Source organism: Sphingomonas rhamnosi, assembly GCF_036663615.1.
Lineage (GTDB): Bacteria > Pseudomonadota > Alphaproteobacteria > Sphingomonadales > Sphingomonadaceae > Sphingomonas.
This window is the reverse complement of sequence record NZ_JAXOJJ010000001.1, coordinates 750,694-771,424: the sequence shown is the minus strand read 5'-3', so window position 1 is coordinate 771,424 and position 20,731 is coordinate 750,694. Positions and strand designations below refer to the sequence as shown.

Genomic DNA, 20,731 nt, shown 5'->3' with positions numbered 1-20,731 from the left:
GGCATCGAAATACGCGGTAACCGCGTAGCCTACAAGCGGAGATCAGCCGTCCTTGCGCGGCCGGAATTCGAGCGCGATCGCGTTGATGCAATAGCGTTGGCCGGACGGCGGCGGTCCGTCGGCAAAGACATGGCCGAGATGGCTGTCGCAGCGCGTGCAGCGGGTTTCGGTGCGCGTCATGCCGTGGCTGATATCGCTATGGTCGGTGACCGCCTCGGCTGCGGTCGGGCGGGCGAAGCTAGGCCAGCCCGTCCTGGACTCGAACTTGTCCGCGCTGTCGAACAGCGCGGCGCCGCACGCCGCGCAGCGGTAGAGCCCGTCTGCGCTAGTGTCGGTCAGCGCGCCTGCGAAGGCCGGTTCGGTGCCGGCTTCGCGAAGGACGTGATATTGTTCGGGGGTCAGGCGCTTGCGCCACTCGGTCTCAGACAGATCGATCCGGTCCATGGTCGGAACCTCGCGCCGCCGGCGGGGCACGTCAAGACGTCCTGACGCGCGTCGCGTCCGCCACGAGCCGGATTAGGGCCGGGTGCGCGAACGGCAGCAGCCAGCCGGCGCGAGGGCTCTCGACGACACGGCGGACCAGCCCCGCGACGCCGATCGGCCGCGCCAGCCGCTGGGCGAACTGCTGTTGCCAGCCGGCGGCACCGTCGGGGCCGTGGGCGACATACGCACGCACGGCAGACACGCCGCTCGCGAGCGCGATGCCCATGCCCTCGCCGGCGAGCGACGGGATTACGCCCGCCTGGTCGCCGAGCCGGAACAGCCCGGCTTCGCCGCTTCGCGCGCGCCATCCATAAGGGACGTTGGCGATGGCATCGATCGACGCATCCGCATCGATCCGCGCGACCCATTCACCGAGCGATGGCAGTTCCCGCCCCAGCGCCTCGAGCAACTGCCGCGGCGTTCCCGCCGCCTGGAGCCGTGAGCGGTGCACGGCGAGGCACAGGTTGGCCCTGCCATCCTCCTGCAGCGCCAGCCCGGCATAGCCGCGGTCGAACAGATGCAGGTCGATCTGCCCGGCAAGCGCGCGGGCCAGCGCCGGAGACGCGGTGATCCGCACGCGGATGCCCAGGGTCGGGTCGTCCCCGCGTGCCGCCTCGGGCCGCGCGCGCCCGCGGACGTCCTGTTTGCCGCTGGCAAGGAACAGCGCGTCGCCGGCGATCGCCGTGCCGTCCGCCGTCCGAACCTCGCGGCCGTCGATCTCGCGAACCGAGACCCCGCGCTCGACCGCTGCGCCACATCGCACCGCCTGCGCGAACAACAGCGTGTCGAGGTGGCGCCGTGACACGCCGATCGCCGGACGCGGCAGCGCGGCGTGCGCCTGGCGCGTACCGGCAAAGACCCGCACGTGGGTCAGGCGCGCCGGATTGAGCGTATCCGCGTCGAGTCCAAGCCCTGCCAGCGTGTCCAGCGTCCGCCAGCTCAGGAACCCGCCGCACAGCGCGTCGCCGGTCTCGCACGACCGTTCGAGCAGCAGATGCGGCCGCCCCGCGCGCGCCAGCCCGATCGCCGCCGCAGCGCCGGCCGGCCCACCGCCGACGATCAGCGCAGGCGTTCGACGCATAGCCGGAACGGAAAGGCGCGAAACACGCGCGCATCGGAAACGCCGGCTTCGGTCAGGATCGGTGGCCATTCGCCGGGGCGATAGCTTCGCGCGATCGACAGCGTCCCGTCATGCCGTACCATCGGATGCCAGCGCGCCAGGCGGGCGAGCAGCGGGAACCCGATATGCGCGAAGCGATGCCGGTGCAGGTCGTTGACGAACCAGCCGATCTCCGCCTGCGCCTCCATGAAGCGCAGGAACCCGATTAGCTGCGCGTGCGTCATGTGATGCGCGACCAGGCTGCTTATGATGACGTCCCAGGGCTCGTCCGCCAGATCGGCATAGTCGCCGGTGACATAGCGGATGTCGCCGCCCCGCGTGCGCGCGGCCTGTTCACTGCGGGGGTTCAGGTCGACCCCGGTCAGTTCGACCGCAAGCGATCGCTTCGCCGCCCAGCGCGCTATCCGCCGCAAGACGTCCCCGTCGCCGAACCCGACATCGAGGATCTTCAGACGGTTCGTGTGCGACGCCGCGCGCGCCAGGAAGGCGAGCGTCGGGTGGACCGCCAGCGTGACGACGTTCACCTTGGCCAGGTCCCCCACCACATCCGCATAGATGCCGGGATCCAAATCCTCGGCGTCCATCAGCTCGTCGGCCTGCGATCGGACGGCCAGAGTCACGGCGCGCTCCGAAATCCGAATCCTTCGGCGGCAAGCCCCGGTCCGAACGCCAGCGCCACCCCGCGCGCGACGCGCGGTCCCGTCAGCAGCCGTTCGAGCACGAACATCAACGTCGCCGACGACATATTGCCGTTCTCCGCCAGCACCGCCCGCGAGTCGGCCAGCGCGTCCGGCGCAAGATGGAGCGCATGCTCGACCGCGTCGAGGATCGATCGCCCACCGGCATGCACCGCCCACGCGTCGACGCTTTCGGGCGGGTGTCCGCCGCTCGCGATATCGCGAAACGCCGGATCGGCGATCGCCGCGGCAATCCGTCCAGGCACTTCGCCCGACAGATGCATCGCAAAGCCGCTGTCGGTAATGTCCCAGCGGATCAGGTGATCGCTGTCCGCCAGCGTCGCGGCGAACGGCCTTTCGAGCGCGAACCCGTTCGCGTCCCCCGTGACCAGCGCCGCTGCGGCGCCATCGCCGAACTGCAGCATCGCCAGCAACGGCTCGATTTCGCGAACAGCCTGCAGGTGCAGCGTCGACAATTCGACGGTCACCACCAGCACGCGCGCCTTGGGCTCCGACTTGACGATATGCCGCGCGGACCGCAGCGCCACGACCGCGGCGTAGCACCCCATGAACCCGATTAGGAGGCGTTCGACCGACGACGCCAGCCCGAGCCGCCGCGCGATGATCTGGTCGATTCCCGGCGCGACGAACCCGGTGCAACTCGCGACGACCAGATGGGTGATCCCCTCCAGCGCGATCCGGGCTCGCAACGCCTCGACCGCCGCGATCGCTAGCGTCGGGGCATGGTCGGCGTAGAGCGTCATCCGCGCCGCGGTGCCGGGCAGCGGCGCGACCGCATAAAACCCGCCATCGCCGACCGGCGATGCGCCCAGTTCGGTCGGAGGCAACACCGACCAGCGATGCGCGATCCCTGCGCGATCCGCCATCCGCCCGAACACGCGTGCAGCGCGCGCATCGACGCGGGTTCGTGCCCAGTCGACGAACGCCTGATGGATGTCGTGGCCGGGAACGGCAGTGCCGATGGCATTCAGGTAAGCGAGCACAGGAGCCTTTCGCCGGGATCAGTCGCTCTAACGCACGATCCCGGCAAACCGTACCGTGTCAGTCCTGATCGACCTGCGCCAGGTGATCATGGCCGACGCCGTATTTTGCCTCGATCAACGCCATGCCCAGTCCGACATAGGCGGCGATTGCATGGTCTCCGGCGTTGTCCAGCGTACAGCACGCCTCTTGCAGCAACGTATAGGTCCGCGATGCATCCATTGTGTCTCTCCGTGCAATAGCCCGTCTGGCGGCGAAATCGGTAGGTCGCTGCGCTGCAGTAGAAGCAGCGCGTTGATATTGGCCATAGTCTATCCGGGTCGTCTTTAAGCCCTAGGGCCAGTTTTGGGACGAATGAATTCAAATCCGATGAATATCATCGCCGAAATAGATCAATGTATTGCTGGAATTGCTGCGGATTGTCTTGCTCAATCGTGCGAACAGTTTCGTGTCTTTTCATGACGATGGTTTTCGCGGGCGGGGTGGCGGGGGAGCCCTGGCTGCGCGCCCGGCATACGTTTCGCTTGGTCTCCGCGCGCTGATATGCCTAATCTCGGGATCAAGCCGCGTCGATCCGGGTTGTCCTCAGGGCAATCGGATGATCAAGATGGGGCACTGGGGAGCCAGCAGTGACGAACGACACGGTGTTCGCGTTGATGAAAGAACTGACCACGAAGCTGTCGGCGGTCGCGGGAGAGTATGACGATCGTCTGGCCGAAATCGTCCGGCCCATCGAACAAGCCGAGGACAGCACACTCGGACCTGCCGAACTCAACGCGCGCGCGACCGCGTTACTCGCCGAACGCCGGCTGCGTCGCCAGCATCTGCCCCCCGAATTGTTTCACGAACCCGCCTGGGACATGCTGCTGGCGCTGTTCGTGGCGCGTGACGACGATATGCCGATGAACATCAAGGCGCTGGTCGCTATGGCCGACGCGCCGGTCACTACCTCCCAGCGTTGGATCGAGCATCTTTACAAGCTACGGCTGATCGATCGCGTGATCGATCCCACCGATCGCCGCCGCGTCGAAATCTCGCTCAGCGAAACCGGTTTGGATGCAGTCGCCAACTATTTGCGCGCGATCGCTCGCGCCGAATAGATGCGCCGGCGAGTTCTCGCCCGGTAAAACCGCGCTACTGCTGCTATGGGCATAGTTAAGCACGATAGGTATTACGCTAGAACCGAATTCGTGCGATACATCAAATGATGCTCGAAGATCCCGACCAACCCCTGATGGCGAACGGCACCGTGCCTGAACGTCGTTCTGGCAAGCGCCACGCGATTGTGCTGCTGATCGGGCGCGTCTGCCGCAATTCGCGCGAGTCGGTATGTCTGGTTCACGACATCTCGAAATTTGGCCTGATGGCGCGATTCACGGTCCCGCCGGTGGTCGGCGAGCATTTGCGGACCGAAGTCCGCGGCTTGCCGCTTGCGGGGGGCACGATCCGTTGGGTCAAGGGCTTGAAGGCCGGGTTCCAGTTCGACGAACCACAGGATGTCGATTCGGTCTTCACGGTAAAGCGTGCCGACGGGACCATCGCGCGCCCGCCGCGGTTCCCGATCTCGGCGCCTGTGCGCCTGCGATTCGGCGACGTGCCGTTCTCCGCGACGCTGATCGATATCTCCGCCGGTGGGGCGAAGCTGTCCAGCGACACGCCCGTCGAGCCCGGGCAGGCCGGACAGGTCATGCTCCCCGATACCGACACGTCGATCTATGGTGCGGTTTGCTGGACGCGCGACGATCGGTTCGGGTTTCGTTTCGCCGCGCCGCTGTCGCTGGCGACCCTGTCGCGCATCCTGGACTGCTGAACCCCCACCGCGCCATCTTGGCGCGCTGAACCGCCACGCGCCATCGTGGCACAAGGCTGTGCTACACCTCGTCGGTGGTCAGCTTGACCTTGTTGGGCAGCTTCTTGCCCTTGGTGCGGCGGGACGGCAGCTGAACGGGGTTCTTCTTCTTCCACTGCGCAAAGGTCATCGGACCATCGGGCGTGTCGATCATCGTATCGTCGATGGACATTGAAAACTTCCTCGTCGGACGGATCCGAACCCTGCCGCCGGCCAAGGCCGGAGACGGGGGAGAAATGGTGCGGCCGAGAAGACTCGAACTTCCACGGGCTTTCGCCCACAACGACCTCAACGTTGCGCGTCTACCAGTTCCGCCACGGCCGCACGTGATACAGGCCGGACTTGCACCCGGCAGCTGGTAGGCCGGTGCCACTAGCAAGGCTTTGCGAACGCTGCAACGGCTTTGCGCGCATTCCCAAACAAAGCTGCAGTCGGTACCGGGGGAAATGGCCAGCCTCCTCTCGCACACCACCCGGGCGGAGACGCGACGCGTGCTGACGCTCGCGTGGCCGGTCGCGCTCACCAGCCTCAACTGGACGATCCTCCACGTCACCGACGTCATCGTCGTCGGCCTGGTCGACGTGCATCAGGTCGCGGCACTGGGCGCCAGCCGATCGCTGACCTTCATCGCGATCGTCACCGGGCTCGCCTGGCTCTCCGGCGTGATCGTCCACACCGCGCGTGCCGACGGAGCAGGCGATCTGCCGCGCACCGGACAGGTGCTGCGCGAGGGGCTTGGGTTCGCGTTGCTGCTCGGGCTGGTCATGGCGGGGATCATGTTCGCCTTCGCGGCGCCGATGCTGGCAGCGATCGGCGTCGCGCCGAGCCTCGTCGCGCCCGCCGCGCGCGTGGTCCGAGTCATGGCGCTGACCTATCCACCGCAGCTCGTCATCGTCGCCGCCAGCTTCTTCCTCGAAGGGATCAGCAGGCCGCGGCGCGTGACGATCGTCAACCTGTCGATCCTGCCGATCAATGCGCTGCTCGCCTGGGCGATGTCGGGCGGGCATCTGGGGTTCCCGGCGATGGGCGCTGTCGGCGCGGCAACCGCGACCGTCATCGCCTCGTTGCTCGGCGCGTTCGGGATGGTGGCCGCCGCACTATCCTTACCGCGGGCGAAGGCGCGGGGAACGCGGCGAATCGACCGCGCGGCGTGGGTCGGTGTCCCGCGCGGGGTGATCGCGCTGGCGGTGTTCGGAATCGTTCCTGCGATTGCCTCGGGGCTCGAACTAGCGGGCTTCTCGATCCTGATCGCGCTCTCGACGCGGTTCGGCGACGGCGTCGCGCACGCGTTCCAGATCGTCTTTTCGGTGCACAACGTGACGTTCGCGGTGGCGCTTGGGCTGGGATCCGCAGCCGGCGTCCGCGTCGGCAACGCGGTGGGGGAGGGCGATCCGCTGGCCGGCATCTCGCGCGCGCTGATCGCTACGGCGCTGACGATGCTTGCGCTTGGCGTCTGCGCGCTCCTGCTGATCGTCGGGCGGGGGACCATCGTCGCGGCCTTCCCGGCCGCACCCGGCGTGCACGCCGTCGCGCTCGCGATGCTGCCGGTCTGGGCCCCGTTCATCCTGTTCGACGGCGCGCAGGTGGTGCTGGTCTATGCGCTACGCTCGCTTGGTGACCAGGTGGTCGCCGGGGTCAACAGCATCGCCGCTTATTTCGTCGTCACCGGCGGCGCGGGGTGGTGGATGGTCCATGCCGGTTTCGGACCGATGGCGCTGGTCTGGGCGTCGGGGGTGGGGATGCTGACCGCGGCGATCCTGCACGGCGCGCGCTTCTGGCAGGTTGCGCGGCGGCTTAGCCGTTCTCCCGCGAAGGCCGGAGTCCAAGAGCCCCAAGCGTAGCGTCCGTAACCCTGGACTCCGGCTTTCGCGGCAGAACGTGAGGTGAAGTTACCGCGCCGTATCGCCCGCGAAACTCAGCTCGAGCCGCTTCGAATTCGCCGGCACGTCCAGCTTTGCCGAGTTGAAATCGATCGCCCCGCCCGGCGGCAGCGTCCGCTGCTGCGGCGTGATCGTCCAGCTATAGACGATCCGTCCTTGCGCATCGCGCAGTTCGGCGCGGATGTCGGGAACACGCTGCCGTGAATCGGACGGATTGGTGACCTGCCCGCTCACCGCGAACAGCTCCGACCCGTTCTCCAGCTCGCGCCGCTCGATCGGATTGTCGCGCAGCCGCAGCGGAGTCTCGGCGGCACCGATCCCCAGCTTGGTGCCGATCCCCGGCGCGCCCAGATACAGGATCGCGACCACTGCGAGCAGCATCAGCACGCCCGCTGCGACCGCCGCGATCGTCCAGCGCTTGGCCATGTTGACGCGCGGCCGGCTCGGCGGCGCGCCGACGTCGAATCTGGCGACCGGTTCGACATAGCGCTCGGCGACGCGGTCGGGCGCTGGCGCTGGCGCTGGTGCCGGCACCGGCGGAACCAGGGGCGGCGCTGGGGTCGGTTCGGGCGCCGTTGCCAGGGGCGCCAGCGGCGCGAATGGGGCAGGGGTCTCCGCGATCGGCGCGGGCGCCGGCGCGACCAGTTCGAGCGGCGCCGCGTCCTGGAACCAGCTATGTTTGCAGTTCGCGCACCGTACGGTGCGGCCATCCGCGCCGATCGCGCTGTCGGGCACCAGATAGCGGGTGCTGCACTCGGGGCATTGCAGGATCATGGGTACGCTTCACCGCGCGGCCGCCGGACTTGGGCCTCATCACGGCGAATCTAAGCACGGCGCCGCAACCCGTGGCAACCCCTCGGGGTGCGCTTGAAGCGGCGCTCCGGCCATGCGAAAGCGGCACGGGGCATCGGTAGCAGAGCGGACGCGACCACACGCATGGCGAATATCGTCCAGTTCGAGAATATCGGCCTGCGCTACGGCACCGGGGCAGAGACGCTGACCGACGTCAGCTTCACGCTGCGCAGTGGGCATTTCTACTTCGTCACCGGCGCCAGCGGCGCGGGCAAGACCTCGCTACTCAAGCTCCTCTATCTCGCACAGCGCCCCAGCCGGGGCATCATCCGGCTGTTCGGCGAAGACGCGGTGCTGTTGCCGCGCGACCGGCTTCCCGGGTTTCGCCGGCGGATCGGCGTGGTGTTCCAGGATTTCCGCCTCGTCCCGCATCTGTCGGCATGGGACAATATCGCGCTGCCCTTGCGCGTCGCCGGCGTACCCGAAGGCGATGTCGAGCAACCGGTGCGCGAGATGCTCGCCTGGGTCGGGCTGTCCGAACGCGCGCATGCCCGCCCCGCGACGCTGTCGGGCGGCGAGCAGCAGCGCGTCGCGATCGCGCGTGCGGTGATCGGTCGCCCCGAAATCCTCGTCGCAGACGAACCCACCGGCAACGTCGATCCCGACATGGCGGAGCGGCTGCTGCACCTGTTCGATTCGCTCAACAAGCTCGGCACGACCGTGGTGGTCGCGACGCACGACTTCCACCTGCTCAACCGGATCCCCCACGCGCAGATGATGCGGCTCGATCGCGGGCGGCTGCTCGATCCGACCGGCGCGCTGCGCTATCCACCGCATCGGCCCGATTCATGAGCCGCCGTGCTACAGCCCCCCGTGCTTCCGATCGCCGCGTTCTCGACGAAGTCGGCGGCCTGCGCGCGATGACCTGGGTCATGGCGATCATGCTGTTCCTGACGATGCTCGCCGCGGCGCTGGGGCTCGGCACCGCGGGCGCCGCGCGGCTGCTCGATCGCCAGCTCGCCGGGCGGCTGACGGTGCAGATCGTCGACGGCGACCCGGTACGCCGCGATGCCGCCGCGGCGCGCGTTCTCACCGCGCTGCGCCGCCTGCCGCAGGTCGCACGCGCGACCCCGGTCGACCGCGCGGAACTGACCCGGCTGCTGCGACCCTGGCTCGGCAGCGACGGCGCCGACCCGCAACTTCCGGTGCCGGCGATGATCGACGTCGATCTCGCCGATCATGCCGCCGCCGACGCGCGGATTGCGCCCGCGGTCCGCGCGATCAGCCCCGCCGCGCGCGTCGACCGGCACGAAAGCTGGATGTCCCCGGTCAGTGGCTTCATGACGTCCCTCACCTGGCTGGCGCTGGCGCTGGTGCTGCTGATGGCGGGTGCGACCGCCGCGGTCGTCGTGCTCGCCGCGCGCGCCGGGCTTGAGGCGCACCGCCCGACGATCGAGGTGATGCACATGCTCGGCTCGACCGACCTGCAGGTCGCGCGACTGTTCCAGCGGCGCATCGCGCTCGACGCGATGGTTGGCGGCGTCGCGGGGGGCATCGCTGCATTGGGGGTGATCGCGATCATCGGCCTGCGCTTGCGGCTGCTCGGGTCCGAACTGCTGAGCGGGGCGATGCTGTCGGTCGTCGACTGGCTGCTGCTCGTGTGCCTGCCGATCGGCTTTGTCGTGCTCGCGACGGTCGCGGCGCGCGTGACGATCGTCGGCGCGCTCAGGCGGACGCTATGATCGTCCGCCTGTTCGGCCTCGTCGCACTCGCATGGACGCTCGGCTTTGCGGCGTTCATGCTGCTGCTGCCCCACCCGCTCGAAGACCGCACGACCGATGCGATCGTCGTGCCGACCGGCGGTGCTGGGCGGATCAACCGCGGGCTCGAACTGCTGCAGCGGCACCAGGCACGTCGGATGCTGGTCACCGGCGTTGCCCCGGGCGTCCGGCCGATCGACCTCGCGCGCGAATATCGCACCCCGCAGTCGGTGTTCGCCTGTTGCGTCGATCTCGGCGCCGATGCGGTCGACACGCGCTCGAACGCCGAGGAAACCGCCGCGTGGGTTCGCGTTCACAAGTATAGGACGGTCCGGCTCGTCACCTCCGACTGGCACGTCGCGCGCGCGAAGATGGAATTGGACGCCGCGCTCGACGGTGATGTCGTGGTGCTCGGCGATGGCGTGCGCGGCACCCCGCGGCTGGGCACCTTGGTCAATGAATACAACAAGCTGATCCTGCGACGGATCGCACTCTGGATCGGAATGGGAACATGATCGCCTGGCTGCGCACGGGCCTTTTCATGCTGGTGTTCTACACCATCTCGCTGCCGATCGTCGCCAGCGTGCCGATCTCGGCGTTGTTCGGCGACAAGGCGGTGATTCGCCACGCGACGGTGTGGACGCGCTTCCACCGCTGGGCGACGCGCGTCATCCTCGGCATCGAGATCCGGATCGAGGGTACGCGCCCGACCGAGCCCGCCTTCTACGCGTGCAAGCACCAGGCGATGTTCGAGACGCTCGAACTCCAGGCGCTGCTCGACGGGCCGGCGATGGTGCTGAAGCGCGAACTCGCCGACATTCCGCTATGGGGGTCGGCCGCGCGACGCTACGGCGCGATCGTCGTCGACCGCGAGGCATCGGCGGCCGCGATGCGCGGGATGATGCGCGAGGCGAGCGCGGCCAAGGCGACCGGCCGTTCGATCCTGATCTTCCCCGAAGGCACCCGCGTGCTGCCGGGCGAACAGCCGCCGCTGAAGCCCGGATTCGCCGGCCTTTATCGCGCGCTGAAAATGCCGACCGTGCCGATCGCCTGCGACAGCGGCGTGGTCTGGCCGAAGAACGGACCGAAAGGCCCGGGGGTCATCACCTTCCGCTTCGGCGAAGTGATCCCGCCAGGCCTGCCGCGCGAGGAAGCCGAGGCGCGCGTCCACGCCGCGATGAACGCGCTGGAGACCTCCGCCTAGACCTATTCGTGGGTCCGTCCGAAATCGGTCGCGTCGTCGTCCTGGCCCTGTTCGACGATACTGCGCCGCACCGCGCGGGTGCGGGTGAACAGGTCGAACAGCGCGTCGCCATCGCCCCAGCGGATCGCGCGCTGCAACTGGCTCAGATCCTCGGAGAAGCGCTGGAGCATTTCGAGCACCGCCTCGCGGTTGGTCAGGAACACGTCGCGCCACATCGTCGGGTCCGACGCCGCGATCCGCGTGAAGTCGCGGAAGCCGCCGGCGGAATATTTGATCACCTCGGACTGGGTCACTTCCTCCAGGTCGCTGGCGGTGCCGACGATCGTATAGGCGATCAGGTGCGGCAGGTGGCTGGTGATCGCCAGCACGCGGTCGTGATGCTCGGGCGCCATCGTCTCGACCTGCGCGCCCAGCCGCCGCCAGAATTCGGATACGCGTTCGACCGCGGCGGCGTCCGCACCCTCGGGCGGCGTCACGATGCACCAGCGATGGCGGAACAGCGTGGCGAACCCAGCCTCGGGGCCGCTGCGTTCGGTGCCGGCGACCGGGTGCGCGGGGATTATCGTCGCGCCCGGCAAGGCGGCGGACAGCGCGCGCGCGACCTCGGCCTTGCAGCTGCCGACGTCGCTGACGATCGCGTCGGAGGGCAGGTCGGCGGCGAACTCCGCCGCGACCGTGCCCATCGCGCCGACCGGCACGCACAGGATCACCAGATCGGCGTCGATCACGGCGGCGCCGGCGCTGTCGGCGACGTCGTGGCAGATCTGCAGGCCGTCCGCGGTCTCGCGCACGTTCGCATCCGAATCATAGCCGGTCACGCGCACCGTCGGCATCGCCTGCATCACGCCGCGCGCGATCGATGAGCCGATCAGGCCCAGGCCGATGATCGTGACGCGCGCGAAGGGCAGCATCAGCCTTCGACCAGCGCCCGCAACGCCGCGGTTACGCCGCGTGTCTCGTCCTCGGTGCCGATCGTGATACGCAGCGCGTTGGGCAGGCCTTGGCCCGGCAGCCAGCGGACGATGTACCCGGCGTCCATCAACCCGTGATACGCCGCGTCCGCGGTCAGCGTACCCTCGAACAGCACCAGCACGAAGTTCGCCTTGGAGGGCACGGCGCGCAGGCCAGCATTGCCCATCGACTCGATCTGTTCGACGAACCAGGCGCGCCACGTGTCGTTGTGCGCACGCGTCGCGTCAACGAAGGCGGTGTCGCCGATTGCCGCGACCGCCGCCGCCTGGCCGGCGGTCGTCACGTTGAACGGCGCGCGGATGCGGTGCATCGCGTCGATCACCGCGGGGCACGCATAGCCCCAGCCGATCCGCTCGGCGGCCAGGCCATGGATCTTCGAGAAAGTCCGCGTCACCAGCACGTTGGGCTCGGTCATCGCCAGCGCGAGTCCCGCATCGTCCTCTTCCGGCGACAGATATTCGGCATAAGCCTGGTCCAGCACCAGCAGCACGTCGCGCGGCAGCCCAGCGTGCAGCCGCGCGATTTCGCTACGCACCGTGAAGGTACCCGTCGGGTTGTTGGGGTTGGCGACGAACACCACGCGGGTCCGCTCGGTCACGGCCGCCAGGATCGCGTCGACATCGGTCGCATAGTCGCGGTCCGGCACCACCACCGGCTCGGCGCCGACGCGCCGCGTCGCGATCTCGTACACCGCAAAGCCATAGCGGACATGGATGATCTCGTCCCCCGGCCCCGCATAGGCACCCGCGACGAGGTGCAGGATCTCGTCCGATCCCGTGCCATAGATGATCCGCGCCGGATCGAGGTCGTACTTCGCCGCGATCGCCTCGCGCAGCCCCGCCGCGCTCGCATCGGGATAGCGTTCGAGCGTGCGGTCCGCGGCATCGAACGCCGCCTTGGCGGCGGCGCTGGTGCCGAGCGGGTTCTCGTTCGACGACAGCTTGATGACGGTGCGGCCATCGTCGGTCGTCGAGCGGCCGGGGGTGTAGGGCGCGATGCCCAGGATCCAGGGTTTGGGTGCGGGTACGGTCATGGCGGTGCTGTAGCGATGCGCCGCGCTATGAACCACCCCCATGCATGGTTATGAAGCGCCATGCTCGCGACCTCCACCCTTCAGGACCAGCGCTTCGGCCTTGCCCGCCACGTCACGCTGCCCGGGCCGCTCGCGCTCGACGGCGGTGCGCTGCTGTCGCCAGTCGATATTGCCTACGAAACCTATGGCACGCTCAACGCCGATGCCTCCAACGCGGTCTTGGTCTGCCACGCGCTGACCGGCGACCAGCATGTCGCCTCGGCGCATCCGCGCACCGGCAAGCCGGGCTGGTGGACGCGGATGGTCGGCCCCGGCTGTCCGATCGATCCCGAGCGCCATTTCATCGTCTGCGCCAACGTGTTGGGCAGTTGCATGGGCTCGTCGGGGCCCGCGACGATCAACCCCGCGACCGGCGAGCCCTGGGGCATGGCGTTTCCGGTCATCACGATCCGCGACATGGTCCGCGCGCAAGCGATGCTGCTCGATCATCTCGGCATCGGCGTGCTCGCCGCGGTGGTCGGGGGATCGATGGGCGGGATGCAGGCACTCAGCTGGCCCGCGACCTTCCCCGATCGCGTCCGCGCCACCGTCGTCATCGCCTCGACCGCGCGCCACACCGCACAGAATATCGCGTTCCACGAGGTCGGACGCCAGGCGGTGATGGCCGATCCCAATTGGCGCGGCGGCGACTATTACGACGCCGATCCCCCCGCCGCCGGCCTCGCGGTCGCGCGGATGGCGGCGCACATCACCTATCTGTCCGAGGCCGGACTCACCGAGAAGTTCGGGCGGCGACTGCAGGCGCGTGAAGCCAAGAGTTTCGGCTTCGACGCCGATTTCCAGGTCGAAAGCTATCTGCGCCACCAGGGGCTCGCCTTCACCGACCGGTTCGACGCCAACGCCTATCTCTACATCACCCGCGCGATGGATTATTTCGATCTGGCGGAGGAGCATGGCGGGCTGCTCGCCAATGCGTTTCGCGCGACCAGATCGCGTTTCTGCCTCGTCAGCTTCGACACCGACTGGCTCTATCCGACACCCGAATCGCGCAGCATCGTCCAGGCGCTCAATGCCGCCGGTGCTCCGGCCAGCTTCGTCGAGCTGTCGAGCCCCTACGGCCATGATGCGTTCCTGCTCGAATCGCCCGAACTCAACCGTGTCGTTGACGGGTTCTTGAGGGCAGGGGCATGATCGACCTGTCCGACGACAAGAGCCGGCTGCAGGTCGGGCGCGTGCATGGCTGGCTGGCGGGCAGCTATTGGTCGCCTGGCATCGAACGCTCGGTGGTCGAGCGCGCGATCGCCGGCTCGCACTGCCTCGGCGCCTATGACGGCGACGTACAGGTCGGTTTCGCACGCGCGATCACCGACCACGCGACCTTTGCCTGGATCGCCGATGTCTGGGTCGACGACGCCGTGCGAGGGCAGGGGCTAGGTCGCCGCATGGTCGGCTGGTTCGTCGACCACCCCGAATTCGCCGGCATTCGCCGGATCGGCCTGGTCACCGCCGACGCGCACGGCGTGTACGCTGCGTTGGGCTTCCACGCACCGCTGAGGCCGGACCGTTACATGGAACGGCTCGATCCCGCCGCCGCAGCGCTGCTCCGGGCCGCGTCATGAGCCTGCGCGCCGATCTCGCCGTGATCGCCGACCATGTCGCGCCCGGATCGCGCGTGCTCGATGTCGGATGCGGCGACGGCGCCCTCATGGCGGCGCTCCGCGACGCGCGCGACGTCGATGCGCGTGGGCTCGAAATCGACGCGGGCAACGTCGCCGCCGCGGTCGCGCGCGGGCTGTCGGTGATCCAGGGCGATGCGGACATCGACCTTGCCGGCTATCCCGACGCCAGCTTCGACTATGCGATCCTCAGCCAGACGCTGCAGACCGCGCGCGCACCCGACGTCGTTCTCGACGAATTGCTCCGCATCGGCCAGCGCGCGTTCGTCAGCTTCCCCAATTTCGCGCACTGGCGCGTGCGACTGTCGTTGCTCTGGGGTGGCCGCATGCCCGTCACCCGCCAGCTGCCCGAGCGCTGGTACGACACGCCCAACATCCATCACCTCACGATCGACGACTTCCGCGCATTCCTCAAGGATCGCGGCGTGACGGTGGAGGGCGCCTGGTTCCTGTCGGGTGACAAGCGCACCCGGTGGTCCGCGGCCAATCTGCTCGCCGAACACGCGATCTTCCTCCTGCGCCGTGCGTGACATTTTAAAACCACCCGAGTAATACTGATCAAGATCAATACGTTTATGGAACGCTAGCCACGATCACGGGTTTGAGCGCCATGACCAAGACCGCCCTCATCGTCGAAGACGAGATCTTCGTCGCCCTGGATCTCGAACGGATCCTGATCGACGCTGGCTATGCGGTTGCCGCGATCGCCGCGGATCGCGAGGGCGCGATCGCCGCCGCGCCGCAGTGTTCCTTTGCGTTCGTCGATATCAATCTGCGCGATGGAGCGACCGGTCCCGACATCGCGGAGCGGATCGCACGCGACCACAACGTGAAGGTGGTGTTCGTCACCGCCAACCCCAGCCAGATCGGCGAAGGCTCGCCAGCGCTCGGCTATATCCGCAAGCCGTTCAGCGAATCCGCGATTCTCGCCGCCGCCGCGCTGGCGTGCACGGGCGATTCCTGTGGTGCCAACGACGATGTCATCCGCCTCGCCGTCTGAAGTTTTGCGCTCCCGCCAGGGGAAGCGTTTCTAGGCCCGACTGAGCGCCCGCTCCGGGATCGTGATCGTCATCACCAGACCCTCGGGGCGCCAGTCGCGGGTTACGGCACCGCCCAGTTGCCGCACCGCGCTCATTTCGATCAGCTGGCTGCCGAACCCGCCACCCTCGGGTGCAACCACCACGGGTCCGCCGCGCTCGTGCCAGGTCAGGATGACCGATCCCGAATCCAGCGCGATCGCGACCTCTACCGATCCCGAATTGGTGTTGAGCGCACCGTATTTGGTCGCGTTCGTCGCGAGCTCGTGAAACAGCAGCGCGATCGGCGTCGCCGATCGATCGTCGACGCGCACATCGTCGCCGGTCACCGACAGGCGGATGCCGTCACCCTGCTGATAGGGCTCGAACAGTTCGCCGAGCAGCCCGTGCAGGCTGTCCTGCTGTGCCGCCGGTCGCGAATTGGCGCTGTGCGGCCGGACGAAATCATGCGCGCGGCCCAGCGCGGTGATGCGATGGCGCAGATCGCTGGCGATCGTCGCGAATTCGGGTTTGCCGCGCACCGCGAACGCGATCAGGCCCGAGATCACCGCGAAGATGTTCTTGATCCGGTGGCTCAGCTCCTGGCTGATGACCTCGCGCTCTTCATAGGCGAGCTTCTGTTCGTGGATGTCGGTACACGTCCCGAACCACCGTGCGATCGCCCCGCCCTCGTCATGCATCGGCAGCGCGCGCCCCAGCACCCAGCGATAGGTGCCGTCGAAATGCCGCAGCCGATATTCGATCGCATAGGGTTCGCCGGTCTCCAGCGACTGTCGCCACGCCGCCCACGCGCGATCCTGATCCTGGGGGTGGAACATGTCGTTCCAGCCTTCGCCATCGGTCGTGCCCGCGGGGGCGCCGGTGAATTCGTACCAGCGCGCGTTGAAATAATCGTGGAATCCGTCCGGCAGCGTCGACCACACCATTTGCGGCATGGTGTCGGCGAGCGTGCGAAATTTCCGGTCGCTCTCTTCCAGGACCCGACGCTGCTCGGCGTCCGCCTGGCTCTGCTCGCGGGCGACGCGACGGTCGTCGAGCCGCCCCATCGCCGCTTTGGCGAGGATCAGCAGCCCGCGGTGCTGCAACGGAGTCAGCGCGTTCCGCGGTTCCGCATCGATCACGCACAACGCACCCAGCGGCACGCCCTCGCTCGAGACCAGCGGTGCGCCGGCATAGAAGCGGATGAACGGCGCGCCGGTGACGAGCGGGTTGTCGGCGAACCGCGGGTCCTGAGTCGCGTCGGACACCTGCATCACGTCCGCGCCCAGCATCGCGTGCGCGCAGAACGACTGGCTGCGCGGCGTCGATTCGAGATCGGTCCCGGCGCGTGCGAGGAAGCGCTGATACTCCTCCTCGACCAGGCTGACGAGCGCGACCGGCGTCGCACATAGTTCCGCGGCGAACGCGACGATATCGTCGAGCTGACCGGACACGCGCGCGCCGGCGACGTCGTACGCAGCAATCACGCGCGTGCGGATCGCCTCGTCGGTCGTGGTGTCGCGGTCGGCGGTCACGTCGATCAGAACGGCACGTCGTCGTCGAGATCATCCGAAAAGCCGCCGCGCGAGGCCGGTGCACCACCACCGCCACCGCCACCGCCGCGGCTGCCACCACCGCCGCTGCTGCTACCATAGCCGCCGCCGCCCGACGCGCCGCCGCCGAAGTCGTTGCCGCCGCCACCGCCGGCCCAGTCGTCGCCGCCGCCGCGCGACCCACCGCCGCCGCCGCCGCCCTGGCCGCCGCCCGGACCGTCGAGCATCACCAGCACGCTGTTGAAGCCCTGCAGCACGATTTCGGTCGAATATTTATCCGCGCCCGACTGGTCCTGCCATTTGCGCGTCTGCAGCGCGCCTTCGATGTACACCTTGGACCCCTTGCGCAGATACTTCTCCGCGACGTTGGCAAGCCCCTCGTTGAAGATCGCGACCGAATGCCATTCGGTCTTTTCCTTGCGCTCGCCCGACATCTTGTCCTTCCAGGACTCCGACGTCGCGATGCGCAAATTGACGACCTTGCCGCCGTTCTGGAACGCCTTGCTCTCGGGGTCGCGCCCCAGATTGCCGACGATGATGACCTTGTTGACGCTGCCTGCCATGATGCCCCTCAGAGGCCGGCGAACACCGCCAGCCAATATGTGATTCCGGCCATGATGTAGGCCGCGCAGAACAAATAGCCAACCATGAACGCCGGCCATTTCCACCCGTTGGTCTCGCGGCGGGTGACCGCGATCGTCGAAATGCACTGCGGCGCGAACACGAACCACATCAGGAAGGCGAGTGCGGTCGGCAGGCTCCAGCGGCCGCGCAGGTTGTCGACCATCGCCTTTCCGCCCTGGTTGCTGTCGGGATCGTCAATCGCATAGACCGTCCCGATCGCCGCCACCGCGACCTCGCGCGCCGCCATTGCCGGGATCAGCGCGAGGACGATGTCGCGGTTGAACCCGATCGGCGCGAACGCCGGCGCGATGCCGTTGGCGATCCGCCCCGCCGCCGAATAATCGACCGGCGAGACCTTGCTGGCCCCAGGACCGGCGGGTGGCGGCTTGGGGAAGCTCAGCATCACCCACAGGATCACGGTCGAGATCAGGATGATCCCGCCGGCGCGCTTGAGAAAGATCTGCGCGCGGCTCCACAGCCCGATGGCGACGTCGCGCCACTGCGGCCATTGGTATTTGGGCATTTCCATCATGAAGCCCGACGACGCGCCCTTGGTCACGGTTCGCCGCAGGAACAGCGCGGCGACGAACGCCCCAACGATGCCCAGGACATACAGTCCGAGCATCACCAGGCCCTGCAGCCCGACGAACGGCAGTATTTGGGTGTTCGGAATGAACGCGCCGATGATCAGCGTGTAGACCGGCAACCGCGCCGAGCAGGTGATCAGCGGTGCGATCAGGATCGTGGTCAGCCTATCCTTCTCGTCGTCGATCGTCCGCGTCGCCATGATTCCCGGCACCGCGCAGGCAAAGCTCGACAGCAGCGGGATGAACGCGCGCCCCGACAGCCCGACGCTGGCCATCACCCGGTCCATCAGGAACGCCGCGCGGACCATGTAGCCGCTCGCCTCGAGCATCAGGATGAACAGGAACAGGATCAGGATCTGCGGCAGGAACACGACCACCGCACCGACCCCGGCGATCACCCCGTCGGCGATCAGCGACCGCAGCAGCGACGGCGCGAATTCGCTGGCGATCAGCGCCTGCAGCCAGACGAAGCCGCTGTCGATCAGGTCCATGAACGGCTGCGCCCAGCTGAACACCGCCTGGAACATCGTGAACATGATCAGCAGCAACAGGATCGGCCCCGCCACCGGATGCAACGCGACACCGTCGATCAGGTGCGTCCAGCGGCGCACCGTCGTCTCCGATACCGTCGCCGCGTTGGCGATCTCGCGCGCGCGGCGCTGCAGCGCGACGATATCGTCCTGAATCGCCCCCGTAGACGCGCGCAGCCGCATCGGTCCGCTGACGACGATCCCCGACAATTGCGCCCTTAGTTCGTCGAGCCCGCGCCGTCGCACCGCGACGGTCGGGATCACCGGCACGCCGAGCTCGCGCGCCAGCACCGCGGCGTCGAGCGTCAGCCCGTCGCGCTCGGCAAGATCGACCATGTTGAGCGCGACCACCACCGGCAACCCGAGCGCGATCAGCTGCAGCGCGAATCGCAAATGATTGTCGAGGTTGGAGGCATCGACCACCACGACCAGCGCGTCGGGCAGGCGTTCGCCGTCCTGCGTGCCGGTGACGACGTCGCGCGTCACGCGCTCGTCGGCGGAGGAGGGGTCCAGGCTGTACGCGCCGGGCAGGTCGACCAGCTCGACCGGCCGGCCATCGTCGAGCATCAGCCGTCCGGCTTTCCGCTCGACGGTGACTCCGGGATAATTGCCGACCTTCTGGCGGGCCCCGGTCAGCGCGTTGAACAGCGCGCTTTTGCCGGCATTGGGATTGCCGACCAATGCCACCAATGGTGCGGCGTTCATTCTATCGGGTGGCCCTTATTCGGCGGGGGCGTGCGCTGGCGAGACGTGGATCGCACCGGCGACGGCCCGGCGCAGCGCCACCGTCATCCGCCCGATCCGACATGCGATCGGCCCGCGGCCCAGGCCTGCGCGGTGCAGCACCTCGACATCGACACCCTCGTCGAAGCCGAGCTCGCGCAACCGTCGCGCCTCGGGGCCCGCCAGTTTGGCCCAATCGATCGCCGCCACTACCCCGTGCTGGCGATGCGGAAGCGTCTCGAGGCTGTGGCGGATGTCCATGATGCGACTGATTATCAGTAACGGGTGGAAAGGGAAAGCCCCGAGTGCGGTTTTGGCGCGCAGGATCGACATCCTGTCGCATTTGGTATCCACCACCCCGGCGAAGGCCGGGGCCCAATTGGGCGACAGAGGTAACGGTGGTAGCCCGTCATCACATTGACCTTCCCAATTGGGCCCCGGCCTCCGCCGGGGTGATGAATGGCGTGTGCTAGCCCATCCCGATCACCGAACCGGATACCGCAACCGTCCGACGAACCGCGACAGGCTCGGCCGATTCGTGGTGCGCGCGAGGACCCCCGTCTTGGCCTTTTCGAACGCCATGATCCCGTCGATCCGCCGGCTGAGGAACGCCCGCGTCTCGACCTGGCCCTCGCTGTCGTCGTCGAGCAACACGGTCATCGTCGCGCCGTAGACGCCGAGCAGGATCGTCCGCTTGGTGTAGTGATTATAGTCGGTCGCGACATCGCCCGCCGCGCGCCACATATGGTCGACGCTGCGCCAGCCGAGCTTCGCGCCGCGCGCGACATTCTGCGGCATCGCCAGGATCGCCAGCGCACGCCTGAGCGATTCGCGGTACGGCGCGACCGCATCGATCCGCGCCTCGACGAGCGCCGCGATCCGCGTGCGGATCTTCATCGTCGCCAGCGTCTCGGGGGGCAGCGCGACCGCCATCGTCGCATCGATCGCGGCGAACCAGGCATCGATCATGTCGACCGCGCCGCCCCGAAAGGCGAGCGCGGCGACGTCGCGGTCGATCCCCTCGGCATCGGCGGCCATGTCGCGCGCATCATCGCCCCAACCGTCGAACGCCGCATTGGCGGCGATGCCGGTCGCGAGTCGGTCGCGTATCTCGTCGAGCGTCAGGTCTTCGGTCATATCGTCTCCCGACCATTCAGATGGGCGCGAAGCCGGTCTGCGCAACGCCCCTAGTTATTCTTTCCGCCCGCGGGCGATGCGGCCTGACCCTTAGCGCCCTATCTTCCGCCCGT

At 67.9% G+C, this 20,731-nt stretch carries 25 protein-coding genes and 1 tRNA gene; 11 read left to right on the top strand and 15 right to left on the bottom strand.

Annotation, left to right across the window (positions count from 1 at the left end):
- Positions 1–42: 42 nt before the first annotated feature.
- Genes msrB through U1701_RS03810 form a run of 5 tightly spaced genes read right to left on the bottom strand, consistent with a single transcriptional unit; the run spans position 43 to position 3,504 of the window.
- Positions 43–444 (bottom strand): peptide-methionine (R)-S-oxide reductase MsrB, encoded by a 402-nt coding sequence (msrB, locus tag U1701_RS03830; RefSeq protein ID WP_332781192.1) that lies wholly within the window; start codon positions 442–444, stop codon positions 43–45.
- 31 nt (positions 445–475) lie between these two features.
- Complete coding sequence (locus U1701_RS03825) at positions 476–1,564, bottom strand: NAD(P)/FAD-dependent oxidoreductase (RefSeq protein ID WP_332781191.1); 1,089 nt, start codon at positions 1,562–1,564, stop codon at positions 476–478.
- Positions 1,543–2,223 carry a methyltransferase domain-containing protein gene (locus U1701_RS03820; protein ID WP_332781190.1) on the bottom strand — a complete coding sequence of 227 codons (681 nt, stop codon included), beginning with the start codon at positions 2,221–2,223 and terminating at the stop codon, positions 1,543–1,545. The genes U1701_RS03825 and U1701_RS03820 overlap by 22 nt, the downstream gene beginning before the upstream one ends.
- Positions 2,220–3,284, bottom strand: coding sequence for a type III polyketide synthase (locus tag U1701_RS03815; RefSeq protein WP_332781189.1), 1,065 nt, complete (start codon positions 3,282–3,284; stop codon positions 2,220–2,222). Before U1701_RS03815 ends, U1701_RS03820 begins: the two co-directional genes overlap by 4 nt.
- A 58-nt stretch (positions 3,285–3,342) precedes the next feature.
- Complete coding sequence (locus U1701_RS03810) at positions 3,343–3,504, bottom strand: hypothetical protein (RefSeq protein WP_332781188.1); 162 nt, start codon at positions 3,502–3,504, stop codon at positions 3,343–3,345.
- Between the two features lie 407 nt (positions 3,505–3,911).
- Between U1701_RS03810 and U1701_RS03805 the strand changes: the two genes are divergently transcribed.
- Entirely contained in the window at positions 3,912–4,382 is a 471-nt protein-coding gene (locus U1701_RS03805) for a winged helix DNA-binding protein (RefSeq protein ID WP_332781187.1), read from the top strand.
- A 107-nt stretch (positions 4,383–4,489) separates the two neighbouring features.
- Positions 4,490–5,092 (top strand): PilZ domain-containing protein, encoded by a 603-nt coding sequence (locus tag U1701_RS03800; protein WP_332781186.1) that lies wholly within the window; start codon positions 4,490–4,492, stop codon positions 5,090–5,092.
- Positions 5,093–5,153: 61 nt separating this feature from the next.
- On the opposite strand, the gene U1701_RS03795 is transcribed toward U1701_RS03800, so the two are convergent.
- Together U1701_RS03795 and U1701_RS03790 are read right to left on the bottom strand one after the other, a co-directional pair.
- A complete protein-coding gene (locus U1701_RS03795; protein ID WP_332781185.1) occupies positions 5,154–5,303 on the bottom strand; it encodes a hypothetical protein in 150 nt (49 codons plus the stop codon).
- A 65-nt stretch (positions 5,304–5,368) separates the two neighbouring features.
- Positions 5,369–5,455: transfer RNA gene (locus U1701_RS03790), tRNA-Leu, on the bottom strand.
- 122 nt (positions 5,456–5,577) lie between these two features.
- On the opposite strand from U1701_RS03790, the gene U1701_RS03785 reads away from it, so the two are divergent.
- Positions 5,578–6,972: an MATE family efflux transporter gene (locus U1701_RS03785; protein WP_332781184.1), complete on the top strand. Its 1,395-nt coding sequence runs from the start codon at positions 5,578–5,580 to the stop codon at positions 6,970–6,972.
- A 48-nt stretch (positions 6,973–7,020) separates the two neighbouring features.
- On the opposite strand, the gene U1701_RS03780 is transcribed toward U1701_RS03785, so the two are convergent.
- The gene (locus tag U1701_RS03780) at positions 7,021–7,785 is read right to left on the bottom strand and encodes an MJ0042-type zinc finger domain-containing protein (protein WP_332781183.1); all 765 of its coding nucleotides are present in this window, start codon (positions 7,783–7,785) and stop codon (positions 7,021–7,023) included.
- Positions 7,786–7,947: 162 nt separating this feature from the next.
- Between U1701_RS03780 and ftsE the strand changes: the two genes are divergently transcribed.
- From ftsE to U1701_RS03760, 4 genes are read left to right on the top strand one after another with little or no spacing between them, the layout of a single operon-like run.
- Positions 7,948–8,655, top strand: coding sequence for a cell division ATP-binding protein FtsE (ftsE, locus tag U1701_RS03775; protein WP_332781182.1), 708 nt, complete (start codon positions 7,948–7,950; stop codon positions 8,653–8,655).
- Positions 8,652–9,545, top strand: coding sequence for a cell division protein FtsX (locus U1701_RS03770; protein ID WP_332781181.1), 894 nt, complete (start codon positions 8,652–8,654; stop codon positions 9,543–9,545). The genes ftsE and U1701_RS03770 overlap by 4 nt, the downstream gene beginning before the upstream one ends.
- Entirely contained in the window at positions 9,542–10,078 is a 537-nt protein-coding gene (locus U1701_RS03765; protein WP_332781180.1) for a YdcF family protein, read from the top strand. The genes U1701_RS03770 and U1701_RS03765 overlap by 4 nt, the downstream gene beginning before the upstream one ends.
- Positions 10,075–10,767, top strand: coding sequence for a lysophospholipid acyltransferase family protein (locus U1701_RS03760; protein WP_332781179.1), 693 nt, complete (start codon positions 10,075–10,077; stop codon positions 10,765–10,767). Before U1701_RS03765 ends, U1701_RS03760 begins: the two co-directional genes overlap by 4 nt.
- A 2-nt stretch (positions 10,768–10,769) precedes the next feature.
- Here the strand turns inward: U1701_RS03760 and U1701_RS03755 are convergent, their stop codons facing one another.
- Together U1701_RS03755 and hisC are read right to left on the bottom strand one after the other, a co-directional pair.
- The gene (locus tag U1701_RS03755; RefSeq protein WP_332781178.1) at positions 10,770–11,678 is read right to left on the bottom strand and encodes a prephenate/arogenate dehydrogenase family protein; all 909 of its coding nucleotides are present in this window, start codon (positions 11,676–11,678) and stop codon (positions 10,770–10,772) included.
- Positions 11,678–12,772 (bottom strand): histidinol-phosphate transaminase, encoded by a 1,095-nt coding sequence (gene hisC / locus U1701_RS03750; protein WP_332781177.1) that lies wholly within the window; start codon positions 12,770–12,772, stop codon positions 11,678–11,680. Before hisC ends, U1701_RS03755 begins: the two co-directional genes overlap by 1 nt.
- Positions 12,773–12,832: 60 nt before the next feature.
- Between hisC and metX the strand changes: the two genes are divergently transcribed.
- The 4 genes from metX (at position 12,833) to U1701_RS03730 (ending at position 15,448) form a co-directional block, all read left to right on the top strand.
- Positions 12,833–13,963 carry a homoserine O-acetyltransferase MetX gene (gene metX / locus U1701_RS03745; RefSeq protein ID WP_332781176.1) on the top strand — a complete coding sequence of 377 codons (1,131 nt, stop codon included), beginning with the start codon at positions 12,833–12,835 and terminating at the stop codon, positions 13,961–13,963.
- Positions 13,960–14,391, top strand: coding sequence for a GNAT family N-acetyltransferase (locus U1701_RS03740; RefSeq protein WP_332781175.1), 432 nt, complete (start codon positions 13,960–13,962; stop codon positions 14,389–14,391). Before metX ends, U1701_RS03740 begins: the two co-directional genes overlap by 4 nt.
- Complete coding sequence (gene metW / locus U1701_RS03735) at positions 14,388–14,978, top strand: methionine biosynthesis protein MetW (RefSeq protein WP_332781174.1); 591 nt, start codon at positions 14,388–14,390, stop codon at positions 14,976–14,978. Before U1701_RS03740 ends, metW begins: the two co-directional genes overlap by 4 nt.
- 80 nt (positions 14,979–15,058) lie before the next feature.
- Entirely contained in the window at positions 15,059–15,448 is a 390-nt protein-coding gene (locus tag U1701_RS03730; protein WP_332781173.1) for a response regulator, read from the top strand.
- Positions 15,449–15,478: 30 nt separating this feature from the next.
- On the opposite strand, the gene U1701_RS03725 is transcribed toward U1701_RS03730, so the two are convergent.
- The 5 genes from U1701_RS03725 to U1701_RS03705 form a co-directional block, all read right to left on the bottom strand.
- Positions 15,479–16,999 (bottom strand): sensor histidine kinase, encoded by a 1,521-nt coding sequence (locus U1701_RS03725; RefSeq protein ID WP_443025987.1) that lies wholly within the window; start codon positions 16,997–16,999, stop codon positions 15,479–15,481.
- A gap of 5 nt (positions 17,000–17,004) precedes the next feature.
- Complete coding sequence (gene ssb, locus U1701_RS03720) at positions 17,005–17,580, bottom strand: single-stranded DNA-binding protein (RefSeq protein WP_332781172.1); 576 nt, start codon at positions 17,578–17,580, stop codon at positions 17,005–17,007.
- Positions 17,581–17,588: 8 nt separating this feature from the next.
- The gene (gene feoB, locus U1701_RS03715) at positions 17,589–19,463 is read right to left on the bottom strand and encodes a ferrous iron transporter B (RefSeq protein ID WP_332781171.1); all 1,875 of its coding nucleotides are present in this window, start codon (positions 19,461–19,463) and stop codon (positions 17,589–17,591) included.
- A gap of 15 nt (positions 19,464–19,478) precedes the next feature.
- Positions 19,479–19,742 carry a FeoA family protein gene (locus tag U1701_RS03710; RefSeq protein ID WP_332781170.1) on the bottom strand — a complete coding sequence of 88 codons (264 nt, stop codon included), beginning with the start codon at positions 19,740–19,742 and terminating at the stop codon, positions 19,479–19,481.
- Positions 19,743–19,964: 222 nt separating this feature from the next.
- Positions 19,965–20,618 carry a COQ9 family protein gene (locus U1701_RS03705; RefSeq protein WP_332781169.1) on the bottom strand — a complete coding sequence of 218 codons (654 nt, stop codon included), beginning with the start codon at positions 20,616–20,618 and terminating at the stop codon, positions 19,965–19,967.
- Positions 20,619–20,731 lie beyond the last annotated feature (113 nt).

Coding starts and splice junctions, on each gene's coding strand:
- U1701_RS03705 (WP_332781169.1), bottom strand. CDS start 20,618: ATGACCGAAGACCTGACGCTCGACGAGATACGCGACCGACTCGCGACC.
- ftsE (WP_332781182.1), top strand. CDS start 7,948: ATGGCGAATATCGTCCAGTTCGAGAATATCGGCCTGCGCTACGGCACC.
- U1701_RS03755 (WP_332781178.1), bottom strand. CDS start 11,678: ATGCTGCCCTTCGCGCGCGTCACGATCATCGGCCTGGGCCTGATCGGC.
- U1701_RS03800 (WP_332781186.1), top strand. CDS start 4,490: ATGCTCGAAGATCCCGACCAACCCCTGATGGCGAACGGCACCGTGCCT.
- hisC (WP_332781177.1), bottom strand. CDS start 12,772: ATGACCGTACCCGCACCCAAACCCTGGATCCTGGGCATCGCGCCCTAC.
- msrB (WP_332781192.1), bottom strand. CDS start 444: ATGGACCGGATCGATCTGTCTGAGACCGAGTGGCGCAAGCGCCTGACC.
- U1701_RS03785 (WP_332781184.1), top strand. CDS start 5,578: ATGGCCAGCCTCCTCTCGCACACCACCCGGGCGGAGACGCGACGCGTG.
- ssb (WP_332781172.1), bottom strand. CDS start 17,580: ATGGCAGGCAGCGTCAACAAGGTCATCATCGTCGGCAATCTGGGGCGC.
- U1701_RS03760 (WP_332781179.1), top strand. CDS start 10,075: ATGATCGCCTGGCTGCGCACGGGCCTTTTCATGCTGGTGTTCTACACC.
- U1701_RS03710 (WP_332781170.1), bottom strand. CDS start 19,742: ATGGACATCCGCCACAGCCTCGAGACGCTTCCGCATCGCCAGCACGGG.
- U1701_RS03740 (WP_332781175.1), top strand. CDS start 13,960: ATGATCGACCTGTCCGACGACAAGAGCCGGCTGCAGGTCGGGCGCGTG.
- U1701_RS03825 (WP_332781191.1), bottom strand. CDS start 1,564: ATGCGTCGAACGCCTGCGCTGATCGTCGGCGGTGGGCCGGCCGGCGCT.
- U1701_RS03770 (WP_332781181.1), top strand. CDS start 8,652: ATGAGCCGCCGTGCTACAGCCCCCCGTGCTTCCGATCGCCGCGTTCTC.
- U1701_RS03810 (WP_332781188.1), bottom strand. CDS start 3,504: ATGGATGCATCGCGGACCTATACGTTGCTGCAAGAGGCGTGCTGTACG.
- metX (WP_332781176.1), top strand. CDS start 12,833: ATGCTCGCGACCTCCACCCTTCAGGACCAGCGCTTCGGCCTTGCCCGC.
- U1701_RS03795 (WP_332781185.1), bottom strand. CDS start 5,303: ATGTCCATCGACGATACGATGATCGACACGCCCGATGGTCCGATGACC.
- feoB (WP_332781171.1), bottom strand. CDS start 19,463: ATGAACGCCGCACCATTGGTGGCATTGGTCGGCAATCCCAATGCCGGC.
- U1701_RS03730 (WP_332781173.1), top strand. CDS start 15,059: ATGACCAAGACCGCCCTCATCGTCGAAGACGAGATCTTCGTCGCCCTG.
- U1701_RS03765 (WP_332781180.1), top strand. CDS start 9,542: ATGATCGTCCGCCTGTTCGGCCTCGTCGCACTCGCATGGACGCTCGGC.
- metW (WP_332781174.1), top strand. CDS start 14,388: ATGAGCCTGCGCGCCGATCTCGCCGTGATCGCCGACCATGTCGCGCCC.
- U1701_RS03780 (WP_332781183.1), bottom strand. CDS start 7,785: ATGATCCTGCAATGCCCCGAGTGCAGCACCCGCTATCTGGTGCCCGAC.